We start from the raw sequence: 21,463 nt of genomic DNA, 5'->3' as shown, positions 1-21,463 counted from the left end.
GAAGACGGGAGAGGCGCGCGCCTCTCCCGACCTCCCGCTACTTGGAAATCCGCAGCGAGTTGATGTCCTGAGCGATCGCCCGGAACGCGATCTTCAGCGCCGTGCCGCCTTCGGGGAAATAGACGAAGTCCGGCGAGGTGGCGCAGTTACGCATCACGTTCTGCACGTCCGCATCGCTGCTGACGTTGAAGCCCACGGTGTAGACGGTGATCCCCTTGGCCTTCATGGCCGCGCACATCTTCTCCGCCTGGCTGAAGGGATCGCCGTTGGTGGCGTTGCAGTTGATGTGATCCGAAGCGCTGCCGCTGCCGCTGCCGGCGTCGGCGGCGACCACACCCTTGCAGTAGGGGCTGTTGAAGGCGCCGTCGGTCATCAGGACCACGACCTTGAGAAGCTGCTGGGTGCTGTAGGGCGCCGGCGCGCTGCTGGCGTCCGGCCACAGGCTGCCCCACTCGGGCGAGACCATGTACCAACCCCAGCCGACGCCGATCTGGCCGGCCGTGGAGCCGTTGGACGTCAGGGCGTCGATCTTGTTCTTCAACATGGTCTTGTCGGACGACAGCGGCACGATCTGGCCGGAGCCGCAGGCGCCGTAAACGCGACCGACAAAGCTCACGCTCGGCCCAGCGTCCGTATAGGCTTCCGACCCGATGCGCTCGCTCGCGCAGTCGCTGGCGCCGAACGTCTGCCAGTCGTGGCTCCTGGTGGCGTCCTGGAAGCGGAACCTGAGGCAGCCTTCCCGCAGGCATTGCGCTTTACCCCCTCCCTTGTAGGAGCCGCTCAGATTACCCGACCACGCGCCGTTCAGGCTGAATTCGTCATTCGAAATCCAGGTGACCGTGTAGGTCCCCTTGATCTGCGAGCCATCAAGCTTCACCCCCGAAACGCTCGACAACTCCACCTGATCGCCAGTGTTCAAACCATGGGCGGTCGATTGGATGACGACCTTGGAGTCCTGCCCCCTCACCGCCTGGATCGCCGTCGGGCCTGCCAGCGTCCCGCGAGCCGCATCGGCGTAACCGCCGAGCTTCACCCCCACCGAGTACGGCACGAGGGCCGCCTTGGTGTAGTAGGGCGTCTGCTTGTCCTGCACGACCAGGTCGACGAGGTCCTTGGCCGCCGTGCGCAGGTTGTCCATCTCGCCCGACATCGAGCCGGTGGTGTCGAGCACCAGGGCCACCTCGACATTGTTCGAGTTCCGCAACACCTCGGAATTGGCCTCGATGTCCGCCTGGGCCCAGAGGCGTGGGCCGATGTTCGGCGGGTCGATCGTCGCGTGGCCGGTGACCTTGCCCTTGTCGCTCAGGGTGAAAGTGCTGGAGGTCAGCTCCTGGCCCTCAGGCAGCTTCAGGTTGGCGCGCAGGGCGTTGTCGCCGACGATCTGGATGTCCTCCGTGGTCATCTTGTTCGACCGCGCGGCGTAAAGGGTGGCGGTGTCCAGGGCTTCCTGGAGCTGCCCCCGCTGGGTGGTGATCATGTAGACGTCGACGAGGCCCAGGGTCGCCGGGGCCAGCAGCACCAGACCGACGGCGAAGAACACCGCGGTCGCGCCGCGCTCGTCACGCTTGCCGGCACGCAACCAAGCACAAAGGCGGGCGATCCGCCCGTTGACGCTGTTCCTGTCCACGCCCGTTCCTCTCGATAATGGAGGTTTCCAGGGCGCAGCTTCTCAGCTCACGGTAAATGATCGGGCGCCGGAGAAGGTTAAAAGCAACGCTTGTTTCCGGCGCCCGAGGATAGTCACCAGCCGCAGGACTCGCCCTTGTTCTGGACGGTCAGCCAGTCGTTCAGCGGCTTGAAGTAGTCGGCCACGGCGCTGGCGTCGGCGCGGCTCTCGCCGGTGAAGGCGGCCATGGCCTGGGGCCAGGGCTGGGACGCGCCCATCTCCAGCATCGCATTGAACTTCTGGCCCATTTCCTTCTCGCCATAGACCGAGCAGCGGTGCAGCGGTCCCTTCCAGCCGATCTGGTTGCAGGCGGCGCGATGGAACTGGAACTGGTAGATGTGGGCCAGGAAGTAGCGGGTGTAGGGCACGTTGGCCGGGACGTGGTACTTGGCGGCCGCATCGAAGGCGTCTGCGGGCCGGTCGCCCGGCGGCATCAGGCCCTGGTACTGGTTACGCAGCTTCCACCAGGCGGTGTTGTAGGTCTCCGGCGTCACCTCGCCCGAAAACACCTGCCAGCGCCAGCGGTCCACCATCAGGCCGAAGGGCAGGAAGGCGATCTTGTCGAGCGCCATCTTCAGCAGGAAGGGGATGTCCTCCTCCGCGCCCGGCGCCTTGTCCAGGAGGCCGATCTGCTGGAGGTAGGTCGGGGTCAGGGCCGAGAGGCCGACGAAGTCCCCGATCGCCTCGTGGAAGCCGTCGTTCGCCCCGTTCTTGAACAGGAACGGCTGGTCCTTGTAGGCCCTTTGGTAAAAGTTGTGACCGAGCTCATGGTGAACGGTGTAGAAGTCGTCGCCGTTCACCTTGGTGCACATCTTGATGCGCACGTCTTCCTTGTCGTCGATGTTCCAGGCCGAGGCGTGGCAGACGACTTCGCGGTCACGCGGGCGGGTGATCATCGACCGCTGCCAGAAGGTCTCCGGCAAGGGCGACATGCCCACCGAGGTGTAGAAGGCCTCGCCGGTGCGGACCATCTTGATCGGGTCATAGCCCTTTTCGACCAGTAGCTTGTCGAGGCTATAGCTGGAGCCCGCGCTCTTCGGCTGGACGACGTCATAGATGTTGCCCCACTGCTGGGCCCACATGTTGCCCAGCAGGTCGGCCCGGATCGGGCCGGTGCGCGGCTGCACCGCGTTCCCGTACTTGTCGTTGAGCCGGGCGCGCACGTAGCAGTGGAGGTTGCGATAGAACGGCTCCACCTGCTTCCACAGCCGGTCGGTGTCGGCGGCGAAGGCGTCCGGGTCCATGTCGTAGTTGGAGCGCCAGAGCGCGCCGGTGTCCTTGAAGCCAAGGCCGCGGGCGCCTTCGTTGGAGAGCTCGGCCAGCCGGGCGTAGTCGGCGCGCATCTGCGGACCGACCGAATGCCAGCCCTCCCAGACCGCCTTGAGCTCGGCCGGATCACGGCTGTCGGCGAGGATGTCCTCGGCGTCGTTGAGGGTCAGGGTCTTGCCGCCATGCTGGAATTTCCCGGACGAGTAGGTCGAATCCAGTCGGGTGGTGACGGTCGCCAGCTCGGTGGCAGCGCCGGGCCGATCCGGAGCCGGGCTGACCAGATAGAGCTTGAGAAGCTTGAGCTTTCTGGCCGTGACCGGATCGACTGCGACGCCGTTGAACCGGGCTGCCTCCCGCGCATAGCGGGCGGTCATCTCGTTCTGCTGGGCGGTGGCCTTGGCCTCCAGCCACTGGGTGTCTTCGGTGATGTAGGTCGCCCGCACCCAGGCGGACCGGGCGACATAGGGGTTGAGGGCGGCGAGTTCGGCTTCGGCCTTGTCGACGAAGGCCTTGGCTTCGGCGGCGGTCGGCTTGGAGCCCTGCGCCGAGGCGGGCGCAAAGGCGAGCAGGGCCACGGCGGTGGCGGCCAGCAACTGGGATTTCATGCTTTGAGGCGTCCCTAGCGAGAGATGCGGCGATAGGCCGCCATGTCCCGAAGGGAACGTCAGCCGCTCCCGCCGTCAAGACGATTGAGCTTAAGCCCTCTAGGCGCGGGCCTCGGAGGCGGCCATGCGGATGGCGGTTTCCACGGACGCCTGCGCATCGGATTGGGACAGGTCCAGGCCCTGGGCGATCGTCTCGCCGTCCTCGTCGAAGATGCGCCAGGCCCAGCCGGCTTCGGCGTGGGCGAGGGAGTAGGCGTACGGCGAATCCGTCACAAGCGCCTCCACATAGATCCATGCTGCACTGCAGTATGTACGTACAATGACGACTCCAACGCGGTGTCATGTCAAGCGTTGCAAGGTTTGCGCCGCAACACGAAAAATTTCATCCCAGGCATTCGCCGCGCCGGGAACCTATATTGGGCCGAGCATTCCGGAGAAATTTCGATGACAGATCAACCGACTGCCGATCACCTGAAAGCCAAGGCGAAGTCGTTGATCCGGGAAGCGGCCCTGGTGGCCGGCGACTGGATTGCCGCATCGGCGCCGAATGTCATCGAGGTGAAAAATCCCGCCGACGCCACGATCGTCGGATCTGTGCCAAAACTTGACAGTGAGAGCGTGGACCGGGCCATCGCGGCCGCGGCCGAGGCCTTCCCTGCCTGGGCCGGACTCAAGGGCAGGGCCCGCGGCGCGATCCTCGCCAAGTGGGCGCAACTGGTCAGCGCAAACGAAGAAGGCCTTGCGGCGGTGATCAGCCTGGAAAACGGCAAGCCGTGGAAAGAAGCGCTGGGCGAGATCCGTTACGCGAACTCGTTCATCGAGTGGTTCGCCGGCATGGCCGAGCGACTGGATGGGAAGGTGATCGAGAGCCCCAACGGGCAGGACTTGATCCTGGCCTTCCATGAACCTGTCGGACCGGTGGCGGCGATCACCCCCTGGAACTTCCCGGCGGCGATGATCACCCGCAAGGTGGCGGCGGCCTTCTGCGCCGGATGCCCGGTGGTGCTGAAGCCCGCCTCGGCGACCCCGTTCACCGCCCTGGCGCTGGCCGCCCTGGCCCTGGAGGCCGGAGCGCCGGCCGGCTGCTTCTCGGTGGTCACCGGCGAGCAGGACGTGGTCGGCGGCCGGCTGACCGGCTCGAAGCTGATCCGCAAGCTCTCCTTCACCGGTTCGACGCAGGTCGGTCGGCTGCTGGCCGCCCAGTGCGCGCCGAGCCTCAAGCGGCTCTCGATGGAGCTGGGCGGCGCGGCCCCGCTGCTGGTCTTCGACGACGCGGACCTGGAGACCGCGGTCGAGGGCACGGTGGCCGGCAAGTTCCGCGCCGGCGGCCAGACCTGCGTCTGCCCGAACCGGATCTACGTGCAGTCCGGGATAAAGGACGCCTACCTCGAGGCCCTGACCGCCAAGGTCGCGGCGCTGAAGGTCGGCGACCCCTTCGACCCCTCCGTGGTCATCGGACCGCTGATCAACCAGAAGGGCGTCGAGAAGGTCGAGGACCACATCGCCCGGACGGTGGCGGCCGGCGGCGAGGTGCTGACCGGCGGCAAGCGGATGGAGGGGAACTTCTTCCAGCCCACCGTGACCTTCGGCGGCGACGACGAGCTCTTCTGCCACGAAGAGACCTTCGGCCCCCTCACCCCGGTCTTTTCCTTCGAGACCGAGGAAGAGGCCATCGCCCGCGCCAACGCCTCGGAATTCGGCCTGGCCTCGTTCCTGTTCACCGACGACCTCAACCGCGCCATGCGGGTCGGCCGGGCCATTGAGGCCGGGATCGTCGGGATCAACGCCGGCCTGGTCTCCAACGCCGCCAACCCCTTCGGCGGGGTCAAACAGTCGGGCTACGGTCGCGAGGGTTCGGTCTACGGGATCGAGGACTACATGCAGGTCAAGGCTCTGACCCTGGCCCTGCGATAGTCTGCCCTAGGGCAAAGCACGGTCTAGCCGTGGCGTCGGCCGGCCGCATAGACTGACGCGGATGTCCCGCCTGCCCGCCGTCTTCGCCACCGGACTGATCCTCGCTCTCGCAGGGGGCGCGGCGGCCGTTCAGCGTCTGCCGGCGACGCCCGAGCCGGCGCGCCTCACCGGCTGGCCGCAGCCGGCGGAGATGCCCGGGTTCGGCGACGACGGGACCCTGGGGCCGGCCGAGATCTCCGACCTGACCGAGTACGTCCTGGCCCTCGCCGGCGCCCAGCGGGACGAGGCGGCGGTGATCCGCGCCGTGCCGCTCTACCAGACCCATTGCGCCGCCTGCCACGGCCTGGGCGGCGAGGGCGCGGAGATCCTGGGGACGCCGGACCTGACCCGCCGCCAGTTCCGCGTCGTGACCGGCCCCGCCGACATTCGCCTGCAGATCTGGCACGGCGACGACGGCCGCGGCCCGATGCGCGAGGCGCAGCGTCGATCAGGCCGGCCGCACGGCTAGGGGGTCGCCTCCGGGCGCGGGGCGGGATATTGGCTGTCCGCATCCAAAGCCCATACGAGAGGACGCCCGACCATGAGCGCCAGCTTTCCGACCCTTGACGAGATTCTGACGAAACAGGGGGTCGGCGAAGAGCTGGCTGAGGTGATGCGGACCATCGCGGGGACCTGCGCGCAGATCAGCGAGATGGTGGCGGGCGCGGGCCTGGAAGGCGCTCTGGGTCTGGCCGGGGCGGTCAATGTGCAGGACGAAGAGCAGAAGGCGCTCGACGTCATGACCGACGAGCTGATGAGCGCGGCGCTCGGCGCCTGCGATCCGGTCGCGGGCCTGGCTTCCGAGGAGCAGGAAGCGATGGTGGCCACCGGCCGCAAGGGCGGCTACCTGGTCGCCTTCGACCCGCTGGACGGCTCAAGCAACATCGACGTCAACGTCTCGGTCGGCACGATCTTCTCGGTGCTGCCGGCGCCGGAAGGCCGTGCGCCGACCGAGGCCGACTTCATGGTCGGCGGCCGCGCCCAGATCGCCGCGGGCTACGCCATCTACGGACCCCAGACCATGCTGGTCCTGACCCTGGGCGGAGAGGTGCAGGGCTTCAGCCTGACGCCGGAAGGCGACTGGCTGCTGACCCACGGCGACATCAAGGTGCCGCGGGCGACCAAGGAATTCGCCATCAACATGTCCAACCGCCGCCACTGGGCGCCGGGCATCCGCGCCTATATCGACGACTGCCTGGCCGGCGTCGAAGGCCCGCGGGGCAAGAACTTCAACATGCGCTGGGTCGCCTCGATGGTGGCCGACGTACACCGCATCCTGATGCGCGGCGGGGTCTTCCTCTATCCGTGGGACGCCCGCGAGCCCGACCGGGCCGGCAAGCTGCGCCTGCTCTACGAGGGGAACCCGATGTCGCTGCTGATCGAGCGGGCCGGCGGCAAGGCGACCAATGTCGAGCAACCTATCCTCGACGTGAAGGTCACCGGCCTGCACCAGCGCGTGGCCGTGGTGCTGGGCTCGGCCGAGGAAGTCGAGCTGGCCTCGGCCGCCAAATGACGGAAGCGTGGGCGCGGCTTGCGGCCGCGCCCGCCGGCCTCACTCGCCGTTGATAGCCTTGTCGAGGTCGGCCTGATTGCAGATGGCGCATTCCAGGTCGGTGACCAGGCCGTTGGCGATCGAATAGACCCAGCCGTGGACGCAGAGGCTCTGGCCCCTCGCCCAGGCGTCCTGGATGAAGACGTCGGAGGCGACGTTCCGCACCTGGCGCACGACGTTGAGCTCGACCAGGCGGTCGAGACGCTCATGCTCGTGCAGCGCCTCCAGCTCGCCCCGGTTCTCGGCATAGACCTCGCGGATCGGGTGCAGCCAGTGATCGACCAGGCCCCGGCGCTGACCGTCCACCGCGGCGGCGACACCACCGCAGCCATAGTGGCCCACGACCATGATGTGCTTCACCTTCAGCACGTCCACGGCGAACTGCAGCACCGAGAGATAGTTGGCGTCCTGCGGCGGGGCGAGATTGGCCACGTTCCGGTGGACGAACAGCTCGCCCGGATCGAGGTTGACGATCTCGTTGGCCGGCACGCGGCTGTCGGCGCAGCCGATCCAGAGGTATTCCGGGCTCTGCTGGGAGACCAGCCGCCGAAAGAAGCCGGGATCCACCGACAGCTTGCCCGCGGCCCACTTGCGGTTGTTGGCCTTCAGATCCTCAAGCATGTACGGCGTCCGGTTGGCGGTCGGGGTGGGCGGCGGCGAAGGCCGGATGGCCGGCCGCGTGGGCGGCGACGGCGGCGATGGCCGGGAACGGCGTCAGGTCCACCTTGTAGCGCTCGGCCGAATAGACCTGCGGGACCAGGCAGCAGTCGGCGAGGGTCGGCGTCTCGCCGAAGGCGAAGCCCTTGCCGAGGCTGGCGACCATCGGCTCCAAGGCCGTGAAGCCGTCGACGATCCAGCGCTGGCTCCAGGCCAGCCGGCCGGCTTCGTCCACCCCGGCCTGCTCCAGCGCCTTCTGGATGCGCATGTTGTTCAGCGGGTGGATGTCGCAGGCGATCAGGGCGGCCATGGCCCGGACCTGGGCGCGGTCGAACGGATCGGCCGGCAGCAGGGCCGGCTGTGGATGCGTCTCCTCCAGCCACTCGAGGATCGCGAGGCTCTGGGTCAGGACGTGGCCGTCGGTCTCCAGGGCCGGGGTCAGGTGCTGGCGGTTGCGCCTGGCGACATAGTCCTGCGCGTGCTGTTCGCCCTTGAGCAGGTTCACCCCGACATAGTCGTAGGCGAGGCCCTTGAGCTGCAGGCCGATGCGGACCCGGTAGGGGGCGGTGGCGCGCCAGTAGGAATGCAGGGTCAGGCTCACGGCGTCACCTCGAAGGCAAGCGAACCGACGCCCTCGACCTCGCCGGTCACCCGGTCGCCGGCGACGATGGGGCCGACGCCCTCGGGCGTGCCGGTGAAGATCAGGTCGCCGGGGGCCAGGGTCCAGAGCTTGGAGGCCTCGGAGATCACCTCGGCGACGTTCCAGATCATGTCCGAGACCTGGGCGTCCTGGCGCACCTGGCCGTTGACGCTGAGGGTGATGCGCCCTTGCGGCGGCGCGCCCCGCCACTTGCGGATCGGCGAGATGGGCGCCGAGGCGTCGAAGCCCTTGGCCGCATCCCACGGCTGGCCCTTGTCCTTCGCGGCGTTCTGCAGGTCGCGACGGGTGAGGTCGACCCCGACCGCATAGCCGTAGACCAGATCGAGCGCGCGCTCGGGCGGCACGTCACGGCCGCCGGCGCCCAGCGCCACCACCAACTCGATCTCGTGATGCAGGTTGGCGGTCCGGGTAGGATAGGGCACGGCGCCGCCCGGCGGGATCACCGCGTCGGCGGGCTTGGAGAAGAAGAACGGCGGATCGCGGTCGTCGCCGCCCATTTCGCGGCGATGGGCGGCGTAGTTGCGGCCCACGCAAAGGACACGGCGGATCGGGAAGACAGCCGCCTCGCCCTCCACGGGCGCTGCGGCTGGAGCGAGCGGGGGAAGGACATAGGATGTCATGCCGCCGCCTTACGCCGCCGGGCGGTCGATGTGAACCCCCGCCGCCGTGGGAACGGGGCCTGGCGCCGAAGGGCGGGACCGCCTGACGGCGGCCCCTCTCCGCCTCCCCAGGGAGGACGTGCTACTTCAGGGCGTCGCGGATGCCCTTGGCCTGATCGTGGTGCTGCTGGATCATCGGGGCGGTCGCGGCGGCGAAGGACCGGATGGTCGGAACGTCGCCGTCCTGGGCGAAGCGCTGCATCACGTCGAGCGCGGCCTGGTGAGCGTCGACCTGGTTGTCCATGTAGGCCCGGTCGAAGTTCCCGGCCTTGTTGAGGTCGTCGAGCTTGTCCTGCAGGTCGGCGGGAAGCGCCGTCGGCAGGGTGATGGCCTGACCAGAGTCGGCGACGGCCTTCTTCAGGTTGGCGGTGATGGCCGTGTGGTCGGCGATCATCTTATCGGCGAACTTCTTCACCTCGGCGTTCTGGCCGCGCTTCTGCGCGATCTTCGCCGCTTCGATCTCGAACATGTCGCTGGCGGCGGCCTTGTTGACGAAGTCCGGAGCGGCGGCCTCGTTCGACGGGGTGGGGATGGTCGCGGCAGGATTAGCGCTCGGGGTCGCGGCCTGTTCGGCCGGGGTCGCGGCGCCCTTGGTTTCAGTCCTCTGTCCGCAGGCGGCCACGGACATAGCGGCGGCGGCCGCGCCTGCGATAAGCAGGGTACGGTGCATTGGAAGCTCCTTACGTGATTGACAGACCGTGCGGCGGGCGGGTCATGAAGCCACGCACCAAATCGAAACTCACGCGCGCGTGATCAGTTCCGGAAAAGGACGAACAGGGGTGGAAGCCAATCGTGGGCCGCTGAAGGGCCTGAAGGTCGTCGAGATGGGCACCCTGATCGCCGGGCCGTTCTGCGGCCAGATTCTGGGCGACTTCGGCGCGGACGTGGTCAAGATCGAGGACCCGAAGAGCGGCGACCCCATGCGCCAATGGGGGCGCAGCCTGCCCATGGGCCTGTCGCCCTGGTGGCCGGTGATCGGGCGCAACAAGCGCTCCGTCGGCCTGGACCTTCGCACCCCCGAAGGCCGCGAGATCGCCCGCAAGCTGATCGACCAGGCCGACGTGCTGATCGAGAACTTCCGGCCCGGCGCCATGGAGAAATGGGGCATGGGCTACGAGGCCCTGGCGGCGAGCAATCCGCGGCTGATCGTGGCGCGGGTCTCGGGCTTCGGCCAGACCGGCCCCTACGCCGGTCGCGCCGGCTACGGGCTGATCGGCGAGGCCATGGGCGGCCTGCGGCACATCACCGGCGAACCGGACCGGCCGCCGGCCCGGGCGGGGATCTCCATCGGCGACTCCCTGACGGCCATGCACGCGGTCATGGGGATCACCATGGCCTTGCATGCGCGCGAGCGCACCGGCCGCGGCCAGATGATCGACGCGGCGCTCTATGAAAGCGTGCTGGCGGTGATGGAGAACCTGGTCACCGAGTACGACCTGACCGGCTATGTCCGCGAGCGGTCCGGATCGATCCTGCCGGGCATCGCGCCGTCGAACGTCTATCCCTGCGCGGAAGGCGAGATGATCCTGATCGGCGGCAACGGCGACACGGTCTTCGCCCGGCTGGCTGAGGCCATGGGCCGGCCGGAGCTGGCCGCCGATCCCCGCTACGCCACCCATGCGGCGCGGGGGGCCAACCAGCAGGAGCTGGACGAGCTCATCGGCGCCTGGAGCTCTGACTGGAAGCTTCCGGAGCTGATCGAACACCTGGAAGCGGCGGGCGTTCCTTGTGGCCGGGTCTTCCGGGCGCCGGACATGCTGGAGAACGAGCAGTACCAGGCGCGCCAAGCGATCGTGGAGGTCGATCATCCGGTGTTCGGGAAGGTGAAGATGCAGAACGCCTTCCCGAAGCTCTCGGAGACGCCGGGCGCGGTGCGCTGGCCAGGGCCGGGCCTTGGCGAACACACCGAAGAGGTGCTGGCCGAGATCGGGTTGAGCACGGAAGCCGTCGCCGGCCTGCGGGCGAAGGGCGTCGTCTGACCCTCCGCCTCGGAGCTCAGTTTGCGAAGAAGCCCATTTCGCCGCTGATCCGGACCTGACAAGGCCGGCCGTCGTCCTGCATCTGGCGGGCGCGCTTGTGCGCGCTGGCCTTGGCCACCTCCTTGTCCGGGGAGTGCCCGAAGAGGCTGCCGTCGAGTTCGACGGCCCACCCGCCGTCGTGGGGGCCAACCGTCAGAACGGCGCGTGCGGGAGACTTTTGCATCCGATAATCTTACCAGATATCGGCTTAATTTCGAGTTTTTCCGAATCATACTTGTGGACGCGCCGTTTTTGGCGCAAAATTCAAAAGTCAAATCTCGTCTTGGCTCGACGCCGCGCCGCTAAAATTATCGAATTTAGCTTCGCAATTGCTTCCTGACCTATCCGAAATTTTGATCAGCGCCCTGTCTTTTGGGCGCGATAACTTATGTCCGGAAAGGGACGGTAAAATGAAAACTGGCATTGTAAAGTGGTTCAACGGCCAAAAGGGCTTCGGCTTCATCCAACCTGACGATGGCGGCGCCGATGTGTTCGTGCACATCTCCGCGGTAGAGCGGGCCGGCATGACGAGCCTGCACGAAGGCCAGAAGCTGAGCTTCGAACTCGAGCGCGATCAGCGCAGCGGCAAGTACTCGGCCGGCCAGCTTCAAGCCTGATCCTAAAGCGCGGGGGCGCCCAAGGCTGCGCGTCCGGTGTCGAAGACATCGGACGTCGCGCCGACCTCTTCTAGGCCTGGCCTGGAAAGGACAGAATGCCCCTTTACGTCTTCTACCCGACCAAGAACGACGGCGTGTCCCCGAGCTTCGAGGCCCACGCCTGCGACGACGACCAGGCCGCACTCTGGCTCGCCGCCACGATCCTGACCCAGCATGAGGCCGCGGCCCACGTGACGGTGTGGGAGGGCCCGCGGCGTGTCCTGATCTGCCGCCGGCGAGAGGAAGCCGATCCCCGGCTGGCCTAGGCTCGCAAAGTCCACGGGGCTGACGAACCCGGCTTTCGCCTGCAATGTGTAGGCGCGACAGCCGGGAGGGAGCCCATGCCCACAGCCGCCGTAAACGGCCTTTCCATCTATTTCGAGCGCGCCGGGGCGGGTGAGCCGCTGCTGTTCATTTCCGGCACCGGCGGCGATCTGAGGAACAAGCCCAACCAGTTCGACGGGCCGTTCCCCAAGGCCTTCGACATGATCTCCTACGACCAACGCGGGCTGGGGCGGTCGGACAAGCCGGACGTTCCCTACTCCATGGCCGACTATGCGGACGACGCCGCGGCCCTGATGGCGAGCCAGGGCTGGGCGCGCGCCAACGTCGTCGGGGTCTCGTTCGGCGGCATGGTCGCCCAGGAGCTGGTCCTGCGTCATCCCGGTCGCGTGCGGCGTCTGGTGCTGGCCTGCACCTCGCCCGGCGGGGCGGGCGGCGCCTCCTTCCCCTTCCACGAGATCGAGCACCTGAAGGGCGAGGCCCGCGCGAAATACCTGACACCGATCTCCGACACCCGGCGCGACATGGCCTGGGCCAAGGCCAATCCGGAAGCCTACGCCAAGGCGATCGTCCTGGCCGCCGCCGACCCGTTCGCGGACGAGCCGGGCCACGCGCAAGGCGCGCACCGTCAACTGGAAGCCCGGGCCGGGCACGACACTTGGGATCGCCTGGGCCAGATCAAGGCTCCGACCTTGGTGGCGGGTGGCCGCTACGACGGCATCGCCCCGCCGCAGACTCTTGAGCGGCTGGCCTCGCAAATCCCCGGCGCAGAGCTGAGGTTCTTCGAAGGCGGCCACCTGTTCATGATCCAGGACCGCACCGCCACCCCGGCCATGATCGAATTCCTGCGCAGATGATGCGCCGTCAGGCGGCCGCTTCCAGTAGGATCGTCATCACCTCGCGGGCGATCTGAGGAGGCATGGCGAACTGATTGCAGAGCACGATCACAGACAGCCTTTCGCCGGGCGCTAGCAAGACATCCGCCAGTGCAGGCCCTCCGCTATGCCCCACCGTCGCCCTGCCTAGGACCTCCCCTGGGATCCAGCCCAGCGCGAAGGGAGCGGGCGGCGCGCCGCTCACTTCGGACGAGGCGAACATCGCGCCCAGGGACTCGGGCATGAGGACGCCCCTGTCGAGCGCGGCCATGAAGGCGACCAGATCGTCCAGCGAGCCATAGAGGCCGCCTGCGCTATAGCTCCAGCGTGGATAGATGACCTCCATCCGCCGTTGTTGAGCGCCGTCCCACATATAGGTCGACGCCCGCTGCGGAATAACGTCGGCGACGCGGGACATTCCCCGATCCACCGCATTGTCGAACACCACGGAGAGATTCAGCGGCCCGGCGAGCCTGCGAGCAAGGAGCTCGGCGTATTTGGCCGATGCGGCCTGTTCCATCACCGCGGTCAGGAGGGCGTAATCCAAGAGCCCATATTCGGACGCCTCTCCTGGAGCGTGTGCCAAGGGCAGCTCTGCGGCGAAGCGCGCAATGTCCTGGGGCGTCTTGATTTGCGGCGTCATCAGCTCCGGGACGATGCCGCCCGCCGCCATGCCGGTCGGCAAACCGGACGTGTGGTTCGCCAAATGGCGGATGGTGATCGGACGCCAGGAAGCGGGCGCGCCCTCAAGGTGGTCGGTGATCGACTGATCCAACGATAGCGCCTTTTCCTCGACTAGGCGCATGAGCAGAACAGCGGTGAAAAGCTTGGTGACCGAGGCAAGTTGAAACCGCGTGGCTTTGGTCACCGGCGCAGGCCATTCGAGATTGGCCAGACCTATCGTGCGGGAAAGCGCCAACTCCCCGTCCTTGAGGATCGCCATCGCCAAGCCTGGCAAGTGGTGAGCCTTGATCTGCGCGTCGATCGCGCGATCTATCGTCGTGACCAATGCGTCTGCAAACACGGTTGAGCTCCGGACCCTTCGGCAACCGCAATCCTGGCGTGCGGGATCGCTGCAGGCAACGCTGCTGAGCATCCCATTGAGCTTGGATCGATCCCTAGCGGTCCGCCAGCAGGCCAGCGACGGCGGCGGCGACCTGAGTGACGTCGTAGGGCTTGCGGATGATCGGGGCGTCGAAGCCGAGCGGCGCGCCGGCGTCGCCGTAGCCGGTGGCGAAGACGAAGGGCACGTTGCGTGCGGCCAGGGCCTCGGCGACCGGGGTGACGGCCAGGCCGTTGAGATTGGCGTCGAGCACTGCGGCGTCGATCGGGCTGCCGAGCAGGCTCATCGCCTCGGCCAGTTCGTAGGCGGGGCCGACGACCTGGGCGCCTGCGTCCGACAGGCCGGTCTCCAGCTCCAGCGCCAGAAGCACGGCGTCCTCGACGATCAGCACCCGGGCGCCCTTCAGATCGGTCGGCCCCTCGGCCGCCGGGCTGACCTCGATCTTGCGCAGGGCGGGCGCCTCGGGGACCGTCTCGGGCCGCGAGACCACCGCCGCCGGCCCGGCGCGCAGATGCGCGCGCACCCCTCCGCGGCCGTATTCGATCGTGGCCTCGCCGTTCAGCTCGCGACCGGTGACCTGGCCGAGCAGGGTCGCGCCGAAGCCCTTGTGCGTGGGCGGGGAGACCGGCGGGCCGCCGGTCTCGGTCCAGAAGAGCTCGAAGCCGCCGTCGGCGATGCGATGCCAGCGCACCTCCACCCGGCCGTTCTCGCTGGCCAGGGCGCCGTACTTCACCGCGTTGGTGGCCAGCTCGTGCAGGGCGAGCGACAGGGCGTTGGCCGCGCGCGGGGTCAGGAACAGCTCGGGGCCGTCCCAGCGGGTCTGGCCCGGCGCGATGCCGCCGAGCTCGGCGGCCGCCAGATGGGCGATCGCGGCCCCGCGCCAGCGTGCGGCGGTGAGCAGCTCGTTGGACGAAGCCATCGCCTTCAGGCGGCCCGAGAAGGTGGAGAGAAAGCTGTCGAGCGAGGTCGTGCGCTTGGCGGTCTGCACCGCCAGGGCCTGGACCGCGGCCAGCACGTTCTTCACCCGGTGGTCGAGTTCGGCCATCAGGGCGCGATGGCGGTCGTCCTCGGCCCGCTCGTCGGCGATGTCCTGGACGATGCCGCAGGCGCTGATCGGGCGGCCATCCTCGTCGCACGCCAGGATGCCCGAGGTGCGGACCCAGACGGTGCGGCCGTCATCGGGGCGGATGCGGCGATACTCGACCTCGAATCGCCCCTCCTCGCGCATGGATTTCTCCATGGCGCTCTGGGTCCTGGCCCGGTCGTCGGGGTGGACGCCGCGATAGAGCAGCTCGCCCTTCTCGGCCGGCCACTCGCCCGCAGGCAGGCCGGTGATCTCGCTCATCCGCGGGCTGATACGAACCACGTCGCGGACCATGTCCCACTCGTAGTCGCCCAGGCGTGCGGATTCGAGCGCCAGCTCGAGGCGTTCCCGGTCTAGATTCTGTTCGGCGCGCGTCGCCATGGCGGGTCCATAAAGCCAGGTTCGGGTGGGAACGACAGGAACCATAAGTTGTATGCTGAGATTTAGGGATCGAAGCCCCAAATTGCTTTCCGGACAACCAGGAACCGCTTATGGTTTTTGACGTTTCGGCAAGGCTTGATTAGCCAAGCTGACGCTAGGAACGCCTCACCCGCCCGGATCTGGAGAGACTGACATGGCCACCAACGCCGTCGACCACGCCAAAGACGAAGCCAAGGCGGCCGCCCAGGCCGTGGCCGAATCCGCCTCCAAGCTCTCCGCGGAAGCCCAGCGCAGCTTCGGCGAAGCCGCCAAGAAGTTCGAGAAGGTCGTCGCCGAGGGCCTGGAGCAGATTCGCGCCCAGAGCCGCACCTACGCCGACAACGCCGGCGAGCACATGGAAGAAGCCCAGCGCTACGTGGTCGAGCGGGTCAAGGAACGTCCGCTGATCGCCACCGGCGCGGCGCTCGGCGTCGGCCTGCTGATCGGCCTGCTGCTGTCGAGCGGCCGCAAGCATTGATCCTACGCAAGGCGATCTACTACGTCACGGCCGTCGTCTCGCTCGCCGCGACGGCGGTCATTTGCATTGTCTTCCTGGCCCTGTCGCTGCACGCGGCCATGCGGCCGCTGGTGGGCGACGCCTGGGCCAGCGTGATCGTCGCCGGAGCGGCGGTGTTGCTGGCGGCCGCCATATCGGCGGTGATGCTTTATCGCGCTTCGCCGCCGCGGCGTCAGCAGGAGGAGCCCAAGGACCTCGCCTCGCGAATGTTTGAACTGGTCCAGGCCAAGCCGCTGGTGGCGCTGGGCATCGCAGGCGCCATCGCCGCAGTGGCGTTGAAGAATCCGCGCACGACGGCGACGGTCGTTTCGGCGTTGATGGCGGGTCGCGCCTCGAAGAAATAAAGAACCAAACTGGACATTCCGGGTTTAGCTGGGCATTGCGGCGGTTCACCGCTGATCTCGCAGGATATGTCCATGTTTGAACTGCCTGACCTTCCCTACGACCACGCCGCTCTTGAGCCGGTGATCTCGAAAGAGACGATGCACCTGCATCACGACAAGCACCACAAGCGCTATGTCGACGTCGCCAACCAGATTCTGTCCGAAAAGGGCGATAAGCCGGCCAGCCTTGAACAGGTCGTCCGCGAGAGCGCCGGCAAGGCCGAAACCCGCAAGCTGTTCAACAACGCGGCCCAGATCTGGAACCACAGCTTCTTCTGGGCGTGCATGTCGCCCGCCAAGTCGCAGCCGGCCGGCGACCTCGCCGCCGCTATCGACCGCGACCTGGGCGGCCTGGAAAAGCTGAAGGCGGAATTCGTCGCCAAGGGCGTCGCCCACTTCGGCTCCGGCTGGGTGTGGCTGGCCTCCGACAAGGGCGCCCTCAAGATCGTCGACACCCACGACGGCGAAAACCTGCTGACCCAGGACCTGGTCCCGCTGCTGGTCTGCGACCTGTGGGAACACGCGTATTACGTCGACTACAAGAACGACCGCGAGGGCTTCCTGAAGGCCTGGTTCGACGCCATGCCCAACTGGGAACTGGCTCAGAGCCAGTATGAAGCCTCCAAGTCGGGCGGCGAAGGCTGGCAGCACCCCAAGCCGGTCTAGTTTCCGGAACACCCGTCAGGGCCAGGCGTTCTTACCGGTGATACGAATTCCGGAGGAACGACATGCTCGGATGGGCTTTGACTTTCTTGGTGGTCGCCCTGATCGCCGGCGTACTTGGCTTTACCTCGATCGCCGGCGCCGCAATGGGTGTCGCTAAGATTCTGTTCTTCGTGTTCCTGGTGCTATTCGTGGTTTCTCTGATCATGCACATGGTTCGAGGCCGAAGCTCATTGTAGCCGCCAGGATTGACGAGAACCTGCGAACGCCCGCCCTCACCGGGGCGGGCGTTTTGCTTTCCGGCGATCGATGGACCAGGTGCGGGCGGGCTCGAAATGCGAGCCGGTCCAGGCCATCGCGATGACCGAGACCTGCGCCTCGCTCACCTCGATCCGGTTGAAGCCCGGCGGCACGCCGCGCTCGCGCAGGGAAAGCGTGCCTGCGCCCACCGCGTGGGAACAGCCGTCGCCATAGGCGTAAGGCCAGACGAAGGGCGCGTGGATATGGCCCGAGAGCACGAGGTCCACGCCGCCCCGGGCCAGGGCCCGGGCCGCCGCCTCCCCGCCCCAGACCCGCGCGGTCATCGGGCCGCCGATCATCTCTACGAGCGGGTGATGGCAGACGACCACCTTGAGCGCGTCGGCCGGCGCCTTGGCCAGCCAGGCGACGGCCTCTCGGGCCTGGGCCGCGGAGACCTGGCCCTTGGACCAGTTGAGGCGGGGCTGGACGCCGCGGGCGGTGTTGATACCTCGTACGGCCAGGCCGGGCGCGTCGTGGACTTGCGGGTCGGCCGGTCCGATGGCCCGCTCGAAGCGGCCGAAAGGACTGTAGAACCGCTCCCACCAGGCCAGATAGGGGGAGTCATGGTTGCCTGGGCAGACCAGCCGCGGCCCCGGAACCTGCGCCAGCCAGTCGGCGGCGGCGGCGAACTCGTGAGGCTCGCCGAACTGGGTGAGATCGCCCGAGACGACGGTGAGATCCGGCGCCGCCGCCTTCAAGGCCTCCGCCGCAGCGGCCACCGCCGCGACGTTCTCCCCGCCGAAGTGGATGTCGGAGAGATGGGCGATGCGGATCAAATCCCGTGCTCCTCCGGCGGGGCCAGCAGGCGGGCGACATTGGGCCGCCAGTCGACGCTGGCCTTGGCCGGCAGCCAGACCGGCTCGCCGTCCAGCACGCCGGGCACACGGCCCGCCGCCCAGATCCGCGCCTCCCGGCAGGCCAGGGCCTTCACCGCCGGGTCCTTGCGCCAGTCGTCGATGAGCGCGTTGAAGCCGATGCGCGCGGCCTCGGCGACGTTGCGCGCGTCGATCACCGCCGCCTCCAGGGCCTGCTCGCGATCGTCCAGCGCCTTGGAGGCCAGCGGGCAGAGGAAGGCCAGCGCCTCGGCCTTGCCGCGCAGGCCGCCGTCGATGGAATAGCGCAGCCGGCCGGAAAAGGCCCGGCCCCAGGCCCGGCGCACCCGCGCCATGGCCAGGCCGAGCTTGCCCTCGCGCACCGCCTCGCGGGCCGGGGCCCACAGGGCCGGAGCGCCGACGATGGCGGCCACCAGGAAGCTGCGGCCGTCGATGCGGCCTCCGCCGATTCGCTTCTCGACACCACGGTCGAGAACCTCGGCCAGGGCCTCCGGCCAGGGGACCGCGCCATAGACCGCATGGGGCAGCATGTTCATCGTCCCGCCCGCCAGCGGCGCCAGCAGCGGCCCGTCCGGCCCCGCCAGCTCGGCCGCCGAACGCGCCGTGCCGTCTCCCGCCAGGACGATCAGGAGGTCCGGCCGCGCGTCGATCGCCGCCTGCAGAAGCTCGGCCACGTCGGCGCCGCCCGCCACCTGGATGTTGGCGGAAAGGCCACGCTTGTTCAGGATCGCCCGCACCTCCTCGGCCGCCGCGGGCGTGGCGCCGCCGGAAGCTGTGTTGATCACCACTTCGATACGGGAGATTTGAGGTCGTTCGACCATAGTCCTCTTGGGGTTGAGCAAGCCCCTAACGGGGGCGGCGTGACGCGGTTCCGGTCGGAACTCTGCCTTAAGCGGCGCGTTCGGGTCGGCGGGATAAAGTAAGGAGAGCTAAATGCTCAAGGCCAAATCTCTCATGCCTATGGCGGCGCTGGCTGGGGCCGCCCTTCTGGCCTCGGCGTGCACCAGCACCGGCAACGTCGAGCGCAACGCCGCCGGCGGCGCCGCGCTGGGCGCCCTGGCAGGCGCCGTGATCGGAAACAACGTGGGTGGCGGCGACGCCGGGACGGGCGCAGCGATCGGCGCGGCCCTGGGCGGCGCGGCCGGTGTGGTCCGCGGCTGCCGCCAGGACGGAAGCTGCGGCGCGGAAGGCAATCAGCGCCGGCAATATTATGATGAACGCGCCGGGCGCTATTACTACTACGACTCCGGCAGCGGCCGTTACTATTGGGAAGACGGTAGCCCCCGCTGATGGCTGCGAGGACTAGTCTTGAGGGGGCGGTCAGCTAAGCTGGCCGCCCCTTTGCATTGAAGGGCTGTTTCAATGGGGCTGCGAATGAAGACTTCAGCGATCCTGATGCTGACGGCGAGCCTGGCGCTGGCGGGATGCTCGGGCATGGGCAAGACCCGGGCGAGCATCGTCAAGGAAGCCGCCGCCTGCGACGACATCACCGTGCAGGTCTATTTCGATCCGGACAGCGCCGAGCTCACCCGCGAGGGCCAGGCGGTGCTTCGCGCGGCCGCGGGCCAGGCCAAGCCGTGCAGGATCGACCGGGTGCGGGTCCTGGGCCTGGCCGACGCCGTCGGCGCGCCGCAGGCCAACATGGACATCTCCAAGAAGCGCTCGGCTGCGGTCACCCGGGCCCTGATCGCCAACGGCCTGCCGAACGCCGAGTTCGACCTGACGGCGGCCGGCCAGGCCGATGCGGTCACCTCCGGCGGCGAGGACCGGCCGGTGCGCCGACGCGCCGACGTGACCATCGAGCTCAGCGCGCCCTAACCGGGGCGTCCGCTCGAAAATTCGGCAATCCTTCCGGCGTGGAAGGATTGCCGGTCGATGGCGCCATCCGCCAAAGCCGTCGGGCCTGAACCCGGGCATAAGAAAAGGCGGGCTCAAGGCCCGCCTCTCAAGTGCGCATCATCGAGAAAAGGGGTGCGGAGACGGCAGACCGGCATGTTCGCCGGCCTCAAGTCGGGGGGGGCGTCGCCGCCTCCGCAATCACTAAACCCACGCCCAGTCCAATCGTTCCCCGAGCAGCCGAAATTTTTTCGCGCCTATTTGGGGGCCACCTGGACGGCCGGCATGGCGTTGAATTCGGCCTGGGTGAGAGGCGCGGTGAGGTCGCCGCCTTCGAACTTCAGCGACTTGTAGGCAAGGCTGCGCGGGCCGGCGGCGGCCGGTCCCTTCGGGCGCACCAGGACCTGGGCCGGCGTGCCGTCGCGCCGCGTGATCACCCGCTCCACATAGCCGAGCACCGTCCCGGACTGGCCGCGGACGATCTTGCCCTCGAGGCTGGAGGCCGGCTGGGCGTGGGCGGCGCCGGCGAGCAGCAGGCCCAGGAGCGCGCCGGTGGTCATCTTCATACGCTTCATGCCCACATAGATAGGCGTACGGACGATGATGTCGAACCCCCTCATCCAGATCCATGCGGACGATCCCGCCAAGAGGCGAGGATCGCCCATCGCGCGCCGGCGCCGGAGCGGGCCGCAAATGCGATCGCCCTCCCCGACGCGGCCCGGCCAGGGAACAGCTCTACGGCCGCGCACGTTAGCCTGACAAACGCCAGACGTGTCAGGGGAGGAACATGGCGCAAGGGCAGGATGAAGGCTGGAGCAGTTCGCAGCTTGATCATGACGGCAGCGTCAGGCGCCGCTGGACCGCAATTGCGGTGATCCTGGCGGTGGCCATGGCCGGCGCGCTTTTGGGCCACATGTCCGTGGTCCGCAACGACACGGCCCGCCCGGTTCCCCCGGGGCCGTTTGGCGGAACATCGCCTTAGCGTTTTCGGAGGTTTCCCATATGGCGATCACCCGACCCTCTTCCCGTTCCGGCCTCAACGCCACGCGTGCGCGCCAGGGCCGCTTCGGTGTCCACATGTTCTGGGTTCTGGTCGTCTCCACCGCCCTGGCGGCGCTGGCCCTGTTCGGCGCCTGGTCGTGGAGACATCAGGACCTGGCCTCGACGGCGCCGAACAACGCCCGCCAGATGTCCGACGCCCGAGCCTTCGACATGGGCGAGCCGGCGCCGGGCGTTCAGCAGACGACGCCCTCGCCGACCGCCGAGACCGGGCCGCGCTAGGCGGCTCCAACGCGCCCTAGAGCACCGAGCGGCCGCGGAAGGCTCGCACCACGAAGGTGGCCACCAGCAGCACCAGGAAGATCACGAACAGGATCTTCGCCACCGTGGCCGCAAAGCCGGCGAGGCCCGCAAAGCCGAGAAAGCCGGCGACAAGGGCCATCAAGGCGAAAACCAGCGCCCAGCCGAGCATCCTTGCATCTCCCTCAAACGAAAACGCCGCGCCGGGACCG

28 protein-coding genes are annotated in these 21,463 nt (G+C 67.9%); 14 read left to right on the top strand and 14 right to left on the bottom strand.

Annotation, left to right across the window (positions count from 1 at the left end):
• Nucleotides 1–37: 37 nt before the first annotated feature.
• From ABID41_RS10225 to ABID41_RS10215, 3 genes are all read right to left on the bottom strand, one after another.
• Entirely contained in the window at nucleotides 38–1,627 is a 1,590-nt protein-coding gene (locus ABID41_RS10225) for a TadE/TadG family type IV pilus assembly protein (RefSeq protein ID WP_354297523.1), read from the bottom strand.
• Between the two features lie 113 nt (nucleotides 1,628–1,740).
• Complete coding sequence (locus ABID41_RS10220) at nucleotides 1,741–3,540, bottom strand: M2 family metallopeptidase (RefSeq protein ID WP_354297522.1); 1,800 nt, start codon at nucleotides 3,538–3,540, stop codon at nucleotides 1,741–1,743.
• A gap of 99 nt (nucleotides 3,541–3,639) precedes the next feature.
• On the bottom strand, nucleotides 3,640–3,813 hold the full coding sequence (locus ABID41_RS10215) for a hypothetical protein (protein ID WP_331930481.1): 174 nt from the start codon (nucleotides 3,811–3,813) through the stop codon (nucleotides 3,640–3,642).
• Nucleotides 3,814–3,984: 171 nt separating this feature from the next.
• Between ABID41_RS10215 and ABID41_RS10210 the strand changes: the two genes are divergently transcribed.
• The 3 genes from ABID41_RS10210 to ABID41_RS10200 all read left to right on the top strand — a co-directional run bounded on the left by ABID41_RS10210 (nucleotide 3,985) and on the right by ABID41_RS10200 (nucleotide 7,006).
• Nucleotides 3,985–5,454, top strand: coding sequence for an NAD-dependent succinate-semialdehyde dehydrogenase (locus ABID41_RS10210; RefSeq protein ID WP_354297521.1), 1,470 nt, complete (start codon nucleotides 3,985–3,987; stop codon nucleotides 5,452–5,454).
• A 61-nt stretch (nucleotides 5,455–5,515) separates the two neighbouring features.
• Nucleotides 5,516–5,962, top strand: coding sequence for a c-type cytochrome (locus ABID41_RS10205; RefSeq protein ID WP_354297520.1), 447 nt, complete (start codon nucleotides 5,516–5,518; stop codon nucleotides 5,960–5,962).
• A gap of 72 nt (nucleotides 5,963–6,034) precedes the next feature.
• On the top strand, nucleotides 6,035–7,006 hold the full coding sequence (locus tag ABID41_RS10200; RefSeq protein WP_331928700.1) for a class 1 fructose-bisphosphatase: 972 nt from the start codon (nucleotides 6,035–6,037) through the stop codon (nucleotides 7,004–7,006).
• A gap of 39 nt (nucleotides 7,007–7,045) precedes the next feature.
• On the opposite strand, the gene ABID41_RS10195 is transcribed toward ABID41_RS10200, so the two are convergent.
• The 4 genes from ABID41_RS10195 to ABID41_RS10180 all read right to left on the bottom strand — a co-directional run bounded on the left by ABID41_RS10195 (nucleotide 7,046) and on the right by ABID41_RS10180 (nucleotide 9,692).
• Complete coding sequence (locus ABID41_RS10195; protein WP_331928702.1) at nucleotides 7,046–7,666, bottom strand: carbonic anhydrase; 621 nt, start codon at nucleotides 7,664–7,666, stop codon at nucleotides 7,046–7,048.
• Nucleotides 7,659–8,303, bottom strand: a complete 645-nt coding sequence (maiA, locus tag ABID41_RS10190; RefSeq protein WP_354297519.1) for a maleylacetoacetate isomerase — start codon at nucleotides 8,301–8,303, stop codon at nucleotides 7,659–7,661. The genes ABID41_RS10195 and maiA overlap by 8 nt, the downstream gene beginning before the upstream one ends.
• Entirely contained in the window at nucleotides 8,300–8,983 is a 684-nt protein-coding gene (locus tag ABID41_RS10185) for a fumarylacetoacetate hydrolase family protein (RefSeq protein WP_354297518.1), read from the bottom strand. Before ABID41_RS10185 ends, maiA begins: the two co-directional genes overlap by 4 nt.
• A gap of 121 nt (nucleotides 8,984–9,104) precedes the next feature.
• Nucleotides 9,105–9,692 carry a DUF4142 domain-containing protein gene (locus tag ABID41_RS10180; RefSeq protein ID WP_331928708.1) on the bottom strand — a complete coding sequence of 196 codons (588 nt, stop codon included), beginning with the start codon at nucleotides 9,690–9,692 and terminating at the stop codon, nucleotides 9,105–9,107.
• Between the two features lie 109 nt (nucleotides 9,693–9,801).
• Here ABID41_RS10180 and ABID41_RS10175 point away from each other — a divergent pair, with 109 nt between their 5' ends.
• Nucleotides 9,802–11,001, top strand: a complete 1,200-nt coding sequence (locus ABID41_RS10175) for a CaiB/BaiF CoA transferase family protein (protein WP_354297517.1) — start codon at nucleotides 9,802–9,804, stop codon at nucleotides 10,999–11,001.
• A 16-nt stretch (nucleotides 11,002–11,017) separates the two neighbouring features.
• On the opposite strand, the gene ABID41_RS10170 is transcribed toward ABID41_RS10175, so the two are convergent.
• Nucleotides 11,018–11,224, bottom strand: a complete 207-nt coding sequence (locus ABID41_RS10170) for a hypothetical protein (protein ID WP_331928712.1) — start codon at nucleotides 11,222–11,224, stop codon at nucleotides 11,018–11,020.
• A 226-nt stretch (nucleotides 11,225–11,450) separates the two neighbouring features.
• Between ABID41_RS10170 and ABID41_RS10165 the strand changes: the two genes are divergently transcribed.
• The 3 genes from ABID41_RS10165 (at nucleotide 11,451) to ABID41_RS10155 (ending at nucleotide 12,835) form a co-directional block, all read left to right on the top strand.
• Entirely contained in the window at nucleotides 11,451–11,657 is a 207-nt protein-coding gene (locus tag ABID41_RS10165; protein WP_331928714.1) for a cold-shock protein, read from the top strand.
• Nucleotides 11,658–11,752: 95 nt separating this feature from the next.
• Nucleotides 11,753–11,962 carry a hypothetical protein gene (locus ABID41_RS10160; protein WP_354297516.1) on the top strand — a complete coding sequence of 70 codons (210 nt, stop codon included), beginning with the start codon at nucleotides 11,753–11,755 and terminating at the stop codon, nucleotides 11,960–11,962.
• A 75-nt stretch (nucleotides 11,963–12,037) separates the two neighbouring features.
• The gene (locus ABID41_RS10155; RefSeq protein WP_354297515.1) at nucleotides 12,038–12,835 is read left to right on the top strand and encodes an alpha/beta fold hydrolase; all 798 of its coding nucleotides are present in this window, start codon (nucleotides 12,038–12,040) and stop codon (nucleotides 12,833–12,835) included.
• A gap of 7 nt (nucleotides 12,836–12,842) precedes the next feature.
• On the opposite strand, the gene ABID41_RS10150 is transcribed toward ABID41_RS10155, so the two are convergent.
• The gene (locus tag ABID41_RS10150; RefSeq protein ID WP_354297514.1) at nucleotides 12,843–13,877 is read right to left on the bottom strand and encodes a serine hydrolase domain-containing protein; all 1,035 of its coding nucleotides are present in this window, start codon (nucleotides 13,875–13,877) and stop codon (nucleotides 12,843–12,845) included.
• A gap of 94 nt (nucleotides 13,878–13,971) precedes the next feature.
• A complete protein-coding gene (locus ABID41_RS10145; RefSeq protein ID WP_354297513.1) occupies nucleotides 13,972–15,381 on the bottom strand; it encodes an HWE histidine kinase domain-containing protein in 1,410 nt (469 codons plus the stop codon).
• A gap of 193 nt (nucleotides 15,382–15,574) precedes the next feature.
• On the opposite strand from ABID41_RS10145, the gene ABID41_RS10140 reads away from it, so the two are divergent.
• The 4 genes from ABID41_RS10140 (at nucleotide 15,575) to ABID41_RS10125 (ending at nucleotide 17,222) form a co-directional block, all read left to right on the top strand.
• Nucleotides 15,575–15,898, top strand: coding sequence for a glycine zipper domain-containing protein (locus ABID41_RS10140; RefSeq protein WP_331932993.1), 324 nt, complete (start codon nucleotides 15,575–15,577; stop codon nucleotides 15,896–15,898).
• The gene (locus ABID41_RS10135) at nucleotides 15,895–16,281 is read left to right on the top strand and encodes a hypothetical protein (RefSeq protein WP_354297512.1); all 387 of its coding nucleotides are present in this window, start codon (nucleotides 15,895–15,897) and stop codon (nucleotides 16,279–16,281) included. The genes ABID41_RS10140 and ABID41_RS10135 overlap by 4 nt, the downstream gene beginning before the upstream one ends.
• Nucleotides 16,282–16,353: 72 nt before the next feature.
• On the top strand, nucleotides 16,354–16,986 hold the full coding sequence (locus ABID41_RS10130; protein ID WP_354297511.1) for a superoxide dismutase: 633 nt from the start codon (nucleotides 16,354–16,356) through the stop codon (nucleotides 16,984–16,986).
• Between the two features lie 62 nt (nucleotides 16,987–17,048).
• Nucleotides 17,049–17,222: a DUF1328 domain-containing protein gene (locus tag ABID41_RS10125; RefSeq protein WP_331932990.1), complete on the top strand. Its 174-nt coding sequence runs from the start codon at nucleotides 17,049–17,051 to the stop codon at nucleotides 17,220–17,222.
• A gap of 36 nt (nucleotides 17,223–17,258) precedes the next feature.
• Here ABID41_RS10125 and ABID41_RS10120 read toward each other — a convergent pair whose 3' ends face one another.
• Together ABID41_RS10120 and ABID41_RS10115 are read right to left on the bottom strand one after the other, a co-directional pair.
• On the bottom strand, nucleotides 17,259–18,059 hold the full coding sequence (locus ABID41_RS10120; protein WP_354297510.1) for a metallophosphoesterase family protein: 801 nt from the start codon (nucleotides 18,057–18,059) through the stop codon (nucleotides 17,259–17,261).
• The gene (locus tag ABID41_RS10115) at nucleotides 18,056–18,937 is read right to left on the bottom strand and encodes a diacylglycerol/lipid kinase family protein (RefSeq protein WP_354297509.1); all 882 of its coding nucleotides are present in this window, start codon (nucleotides 18,935–18,937) and stop codon (nucleotides 18,056–18,058) included. The genes ABID41_RS10120 and ABID41_RS10115 overlap by 4 nt, the downstream gene beginning before the upstream one ends.
• Nucleotides 18,938–19,070: 133 nt before the next feature.
• Here ABID41_RS10115 and ABID41_RS10110 point away from each other — a divergent pair, with 133 nt between their 5' ends.
• Nucleotides 19,071–19,406: a YMGG-like glycine zipper-containing protein gene (locus ABID41_RS10110; RefSeq protein WP_354297737.1), complete on the top strand. Its 336-nt coding sequence runs from the start codon at nucleotides 19,071–19,073 to the stop codon at nucleotides 19,404–19,406.
• 84 nt (nucleotides 19,407–19,490) lie between these two features.
• A complete protein-coding gene (locus ABID41_RS10105; protein ID WP_354297508.1) occupies nucleotides 19,491–19,934 on the top strand; it encodes an OmpA family protein in 444 nt (147 codons plus the stop codon).
• A gap of 275 nt (nucleotides 19,935–20,209) precedes the next feature.
• Here the strand turns inward: ABID41_RS10105 and ABID41_RS10100 are convergent, their stop codons facing one another.
• Entirely contained in the window at nucleotides 20,210–20,572 is a 363-nt protein-coding gene (locus tag ABID41_RS10100) for a hypothetical protein (RefSeq protein ID WP_354297507.1), read from the bottom strand.
• A gap of 382 nt (nucleotides 20,573–20,954) precedes the next feature.
• On the opposite strand from ABID41_RS10100, the gene ABID41_RS10095 reads away from it, so the two are divergent.
• Nucleotides 20,955–21,233, top strand: coding sequence for a hypothetical protein (locus ABID41_RS10095; RefSeq protein ID WP_354297506.1), 279 nt, complete (start codon nucleotides 20,955–20,957; stop codon nucleotides 21,231–21,233).
• 16 nt (nucleotides 21,234–21,249) lie between these two features.
• Here the strand turns inward: ABID41_RS10095 and ABID41_RS10090 are convergent, their stop codons facing one another.
• Nucleotides 21,250–21,423 (bottom strand): DUF1328 domain-containing protein, encoded by a 174-nt coding sequence (locus ABID41_RS10090; protein WP_331929144.1) that lies wholly within the window; start codon nucleotides 21,421–21,423, stop codon nucleotides 21,250–21,252.
• Between the last annotated feature and the right edge of the window lie 40 nt (nucleotides 21,424–21,463).

The sequence above is a fragment of the Phenylobacterium koreense genome, assembly GCF_040545335.1.
Classification (GTDB): domain Bacteria; phylum Pseudomonadota; class Alphaproteobacteria; order Caulobacterales; family Caulobacteraceae; genus Phenylobacterium; species Phenylobacterium koreense.
This window is presented reverse-complemented; position numbering and strand designations above follow the sequence as displayed.

Bases quoted from the DNA above. Each gene is read 5' to 3' on its own strand.
- ABID41_RS10220 (WP_354297522.1), bottom strand. From the start codon at position 3,540: ATGAAATCCCAGTTGCTGGCCGCCACCGCCGTGGCCCTGCTCGCCTTT.
- ABID41_RS10210 (WP_354297521.1), top strand. From the start codon at position 3,985: ATGACAGATCAACCGACTGCCGATCACCTGAAAGCCAAGGCGAAGTCG.
- ABID41_RS10205 (WP_354297520.1), top strand. From the start codon at position 5,516: ATGTCCCGCCTGCCCGCCGTCTTCGCCACCGGACTGATCCTCGCTCTC.
- ABID41_RS10200 (WP_331928700.1), top strand. From the start codon at position 6,035: ATGAGCGCCAGCTTTCCGACCCTTGACGAGATTCTGACGAAACAGGGG.
- ABID41_RS10195 (WP_331928702.1), bottom strand. From the start codon at position 7,666: ATGCTTGAGGATCTGAAGGCCAACAACCGCAAGTGGGCCGCGGGCAAG.
- ABID41_RS10185 (WP_354297518.1), bottom strand. From the start codon at position 8,983: ATGACATCCTATGTCCTTCCCCCGCTCGCTCCAGCCGCAGCGCCCGTG.
- ABID41_RS10180 (WP_331928708.1), bottom strand. From the start codon at position 9,692: ATGCACCGTACCCTGCTTATCGCAGGCGCGGCCGCCGCCGCTATGTCC.
- ABID41_RS10170 (WP_331928712.1), bottom strand. From the start codon at position 11,224: ATGCAAAAGTCTCCCGCACGCGCCGTTCTGACGGTTGGCCCCCACGAC.
- ABID41_RS10165 (WP_331928714.1), top strand. From the start codon at position 11,451: ATGAAAACTGGCATTGTAAAGTGGTTCAACGGCCAAAAGGGCTTCGGC.
- ABID41_RS10160 (WP_354297516.1), top strand. From the start codon at position 11,753: ATGCCCCTTTACGTCTTCTACCCGACCAAGAACGACGGCGTGTCCCCG.
- ABID41_RS10155 (WP_354297515.1), top strand. From the start codon at position 12,038: ATGCCCACAGCCGCCGTAAACGGCCTTTCCATCTATTTCGAGCGCGCC.
- ABID41_RS10145 (WP_354297513.1), bottom strand. From the start codon at position 15,381: ATGGCGACGCGCGCCGAACAGAATCTAGACCGGGAACGCCTCGAGCTG.
- ABID41_RS10140 (WP_331932993.1), top strand. From the start codon at position 15,575: ATGGCCACCAACGCCGTCGACCACGCCAAAGACGAAGCCAAGGCGGCC.
- ABID41_RS10130 (WP_354297511.1), top strand. From the start codon at position 16,354: ATGTTTGAACTGCCTGACCTTCCCTACGACCACGCCGCTCTTGAGCCG.
- ABID41_RS10125 (WP_331932990.1), top strand. From the start codon at position 17,049: ATGCTCGGATGGGCTTTGACTTTCTTGGTGGTCGCCCTGATCGCCGGC.
- ABID41_RS10115 (WP_354297509.1), bottom strand. From the start codon at position 18,937: ATGGTCGAACGACCTCAAATCTCCCGTATCGAAGTGGTGATCAACACA.
- ABID41_RS10110 (WP_354297737.1), top strand. From the start codon at position 19,071: ATGCCTATGGCGGCGCTGGCTGGGGCCGCCCTTCTGGCCTCGGCGTGC.
- ABID41_RS10105 (WP_354297508.1), top strand. From the start codon at position 19,491: ATGAAGACTTCAGCGATCCTGATGCTGACGGCGAGCCTGGCGCTGGCG.
- ABID41_RS10100 (WP_354297507.1), bottom strand. From the start codon at position 20,572: ATGAGGGGGTTCGACATCATCGTCCGTACGCCTATCTATGTGGGCATG.
- ABID41_RS10095 (WP_354297506.1), top strand. From the start codon at position 20,955: ATGGCGATCACCCGACCCTCTTCCCGTTCCGGCCTCAACGCCACGCGT.
- ABID41_RS10090 (WP_331929144.1), bottom strand. From the start codon at position 21,423: ATGCTCGGCTGGGCGCTGGTTTTCGCCTTGATGGCCCTTGTCGCCGGC.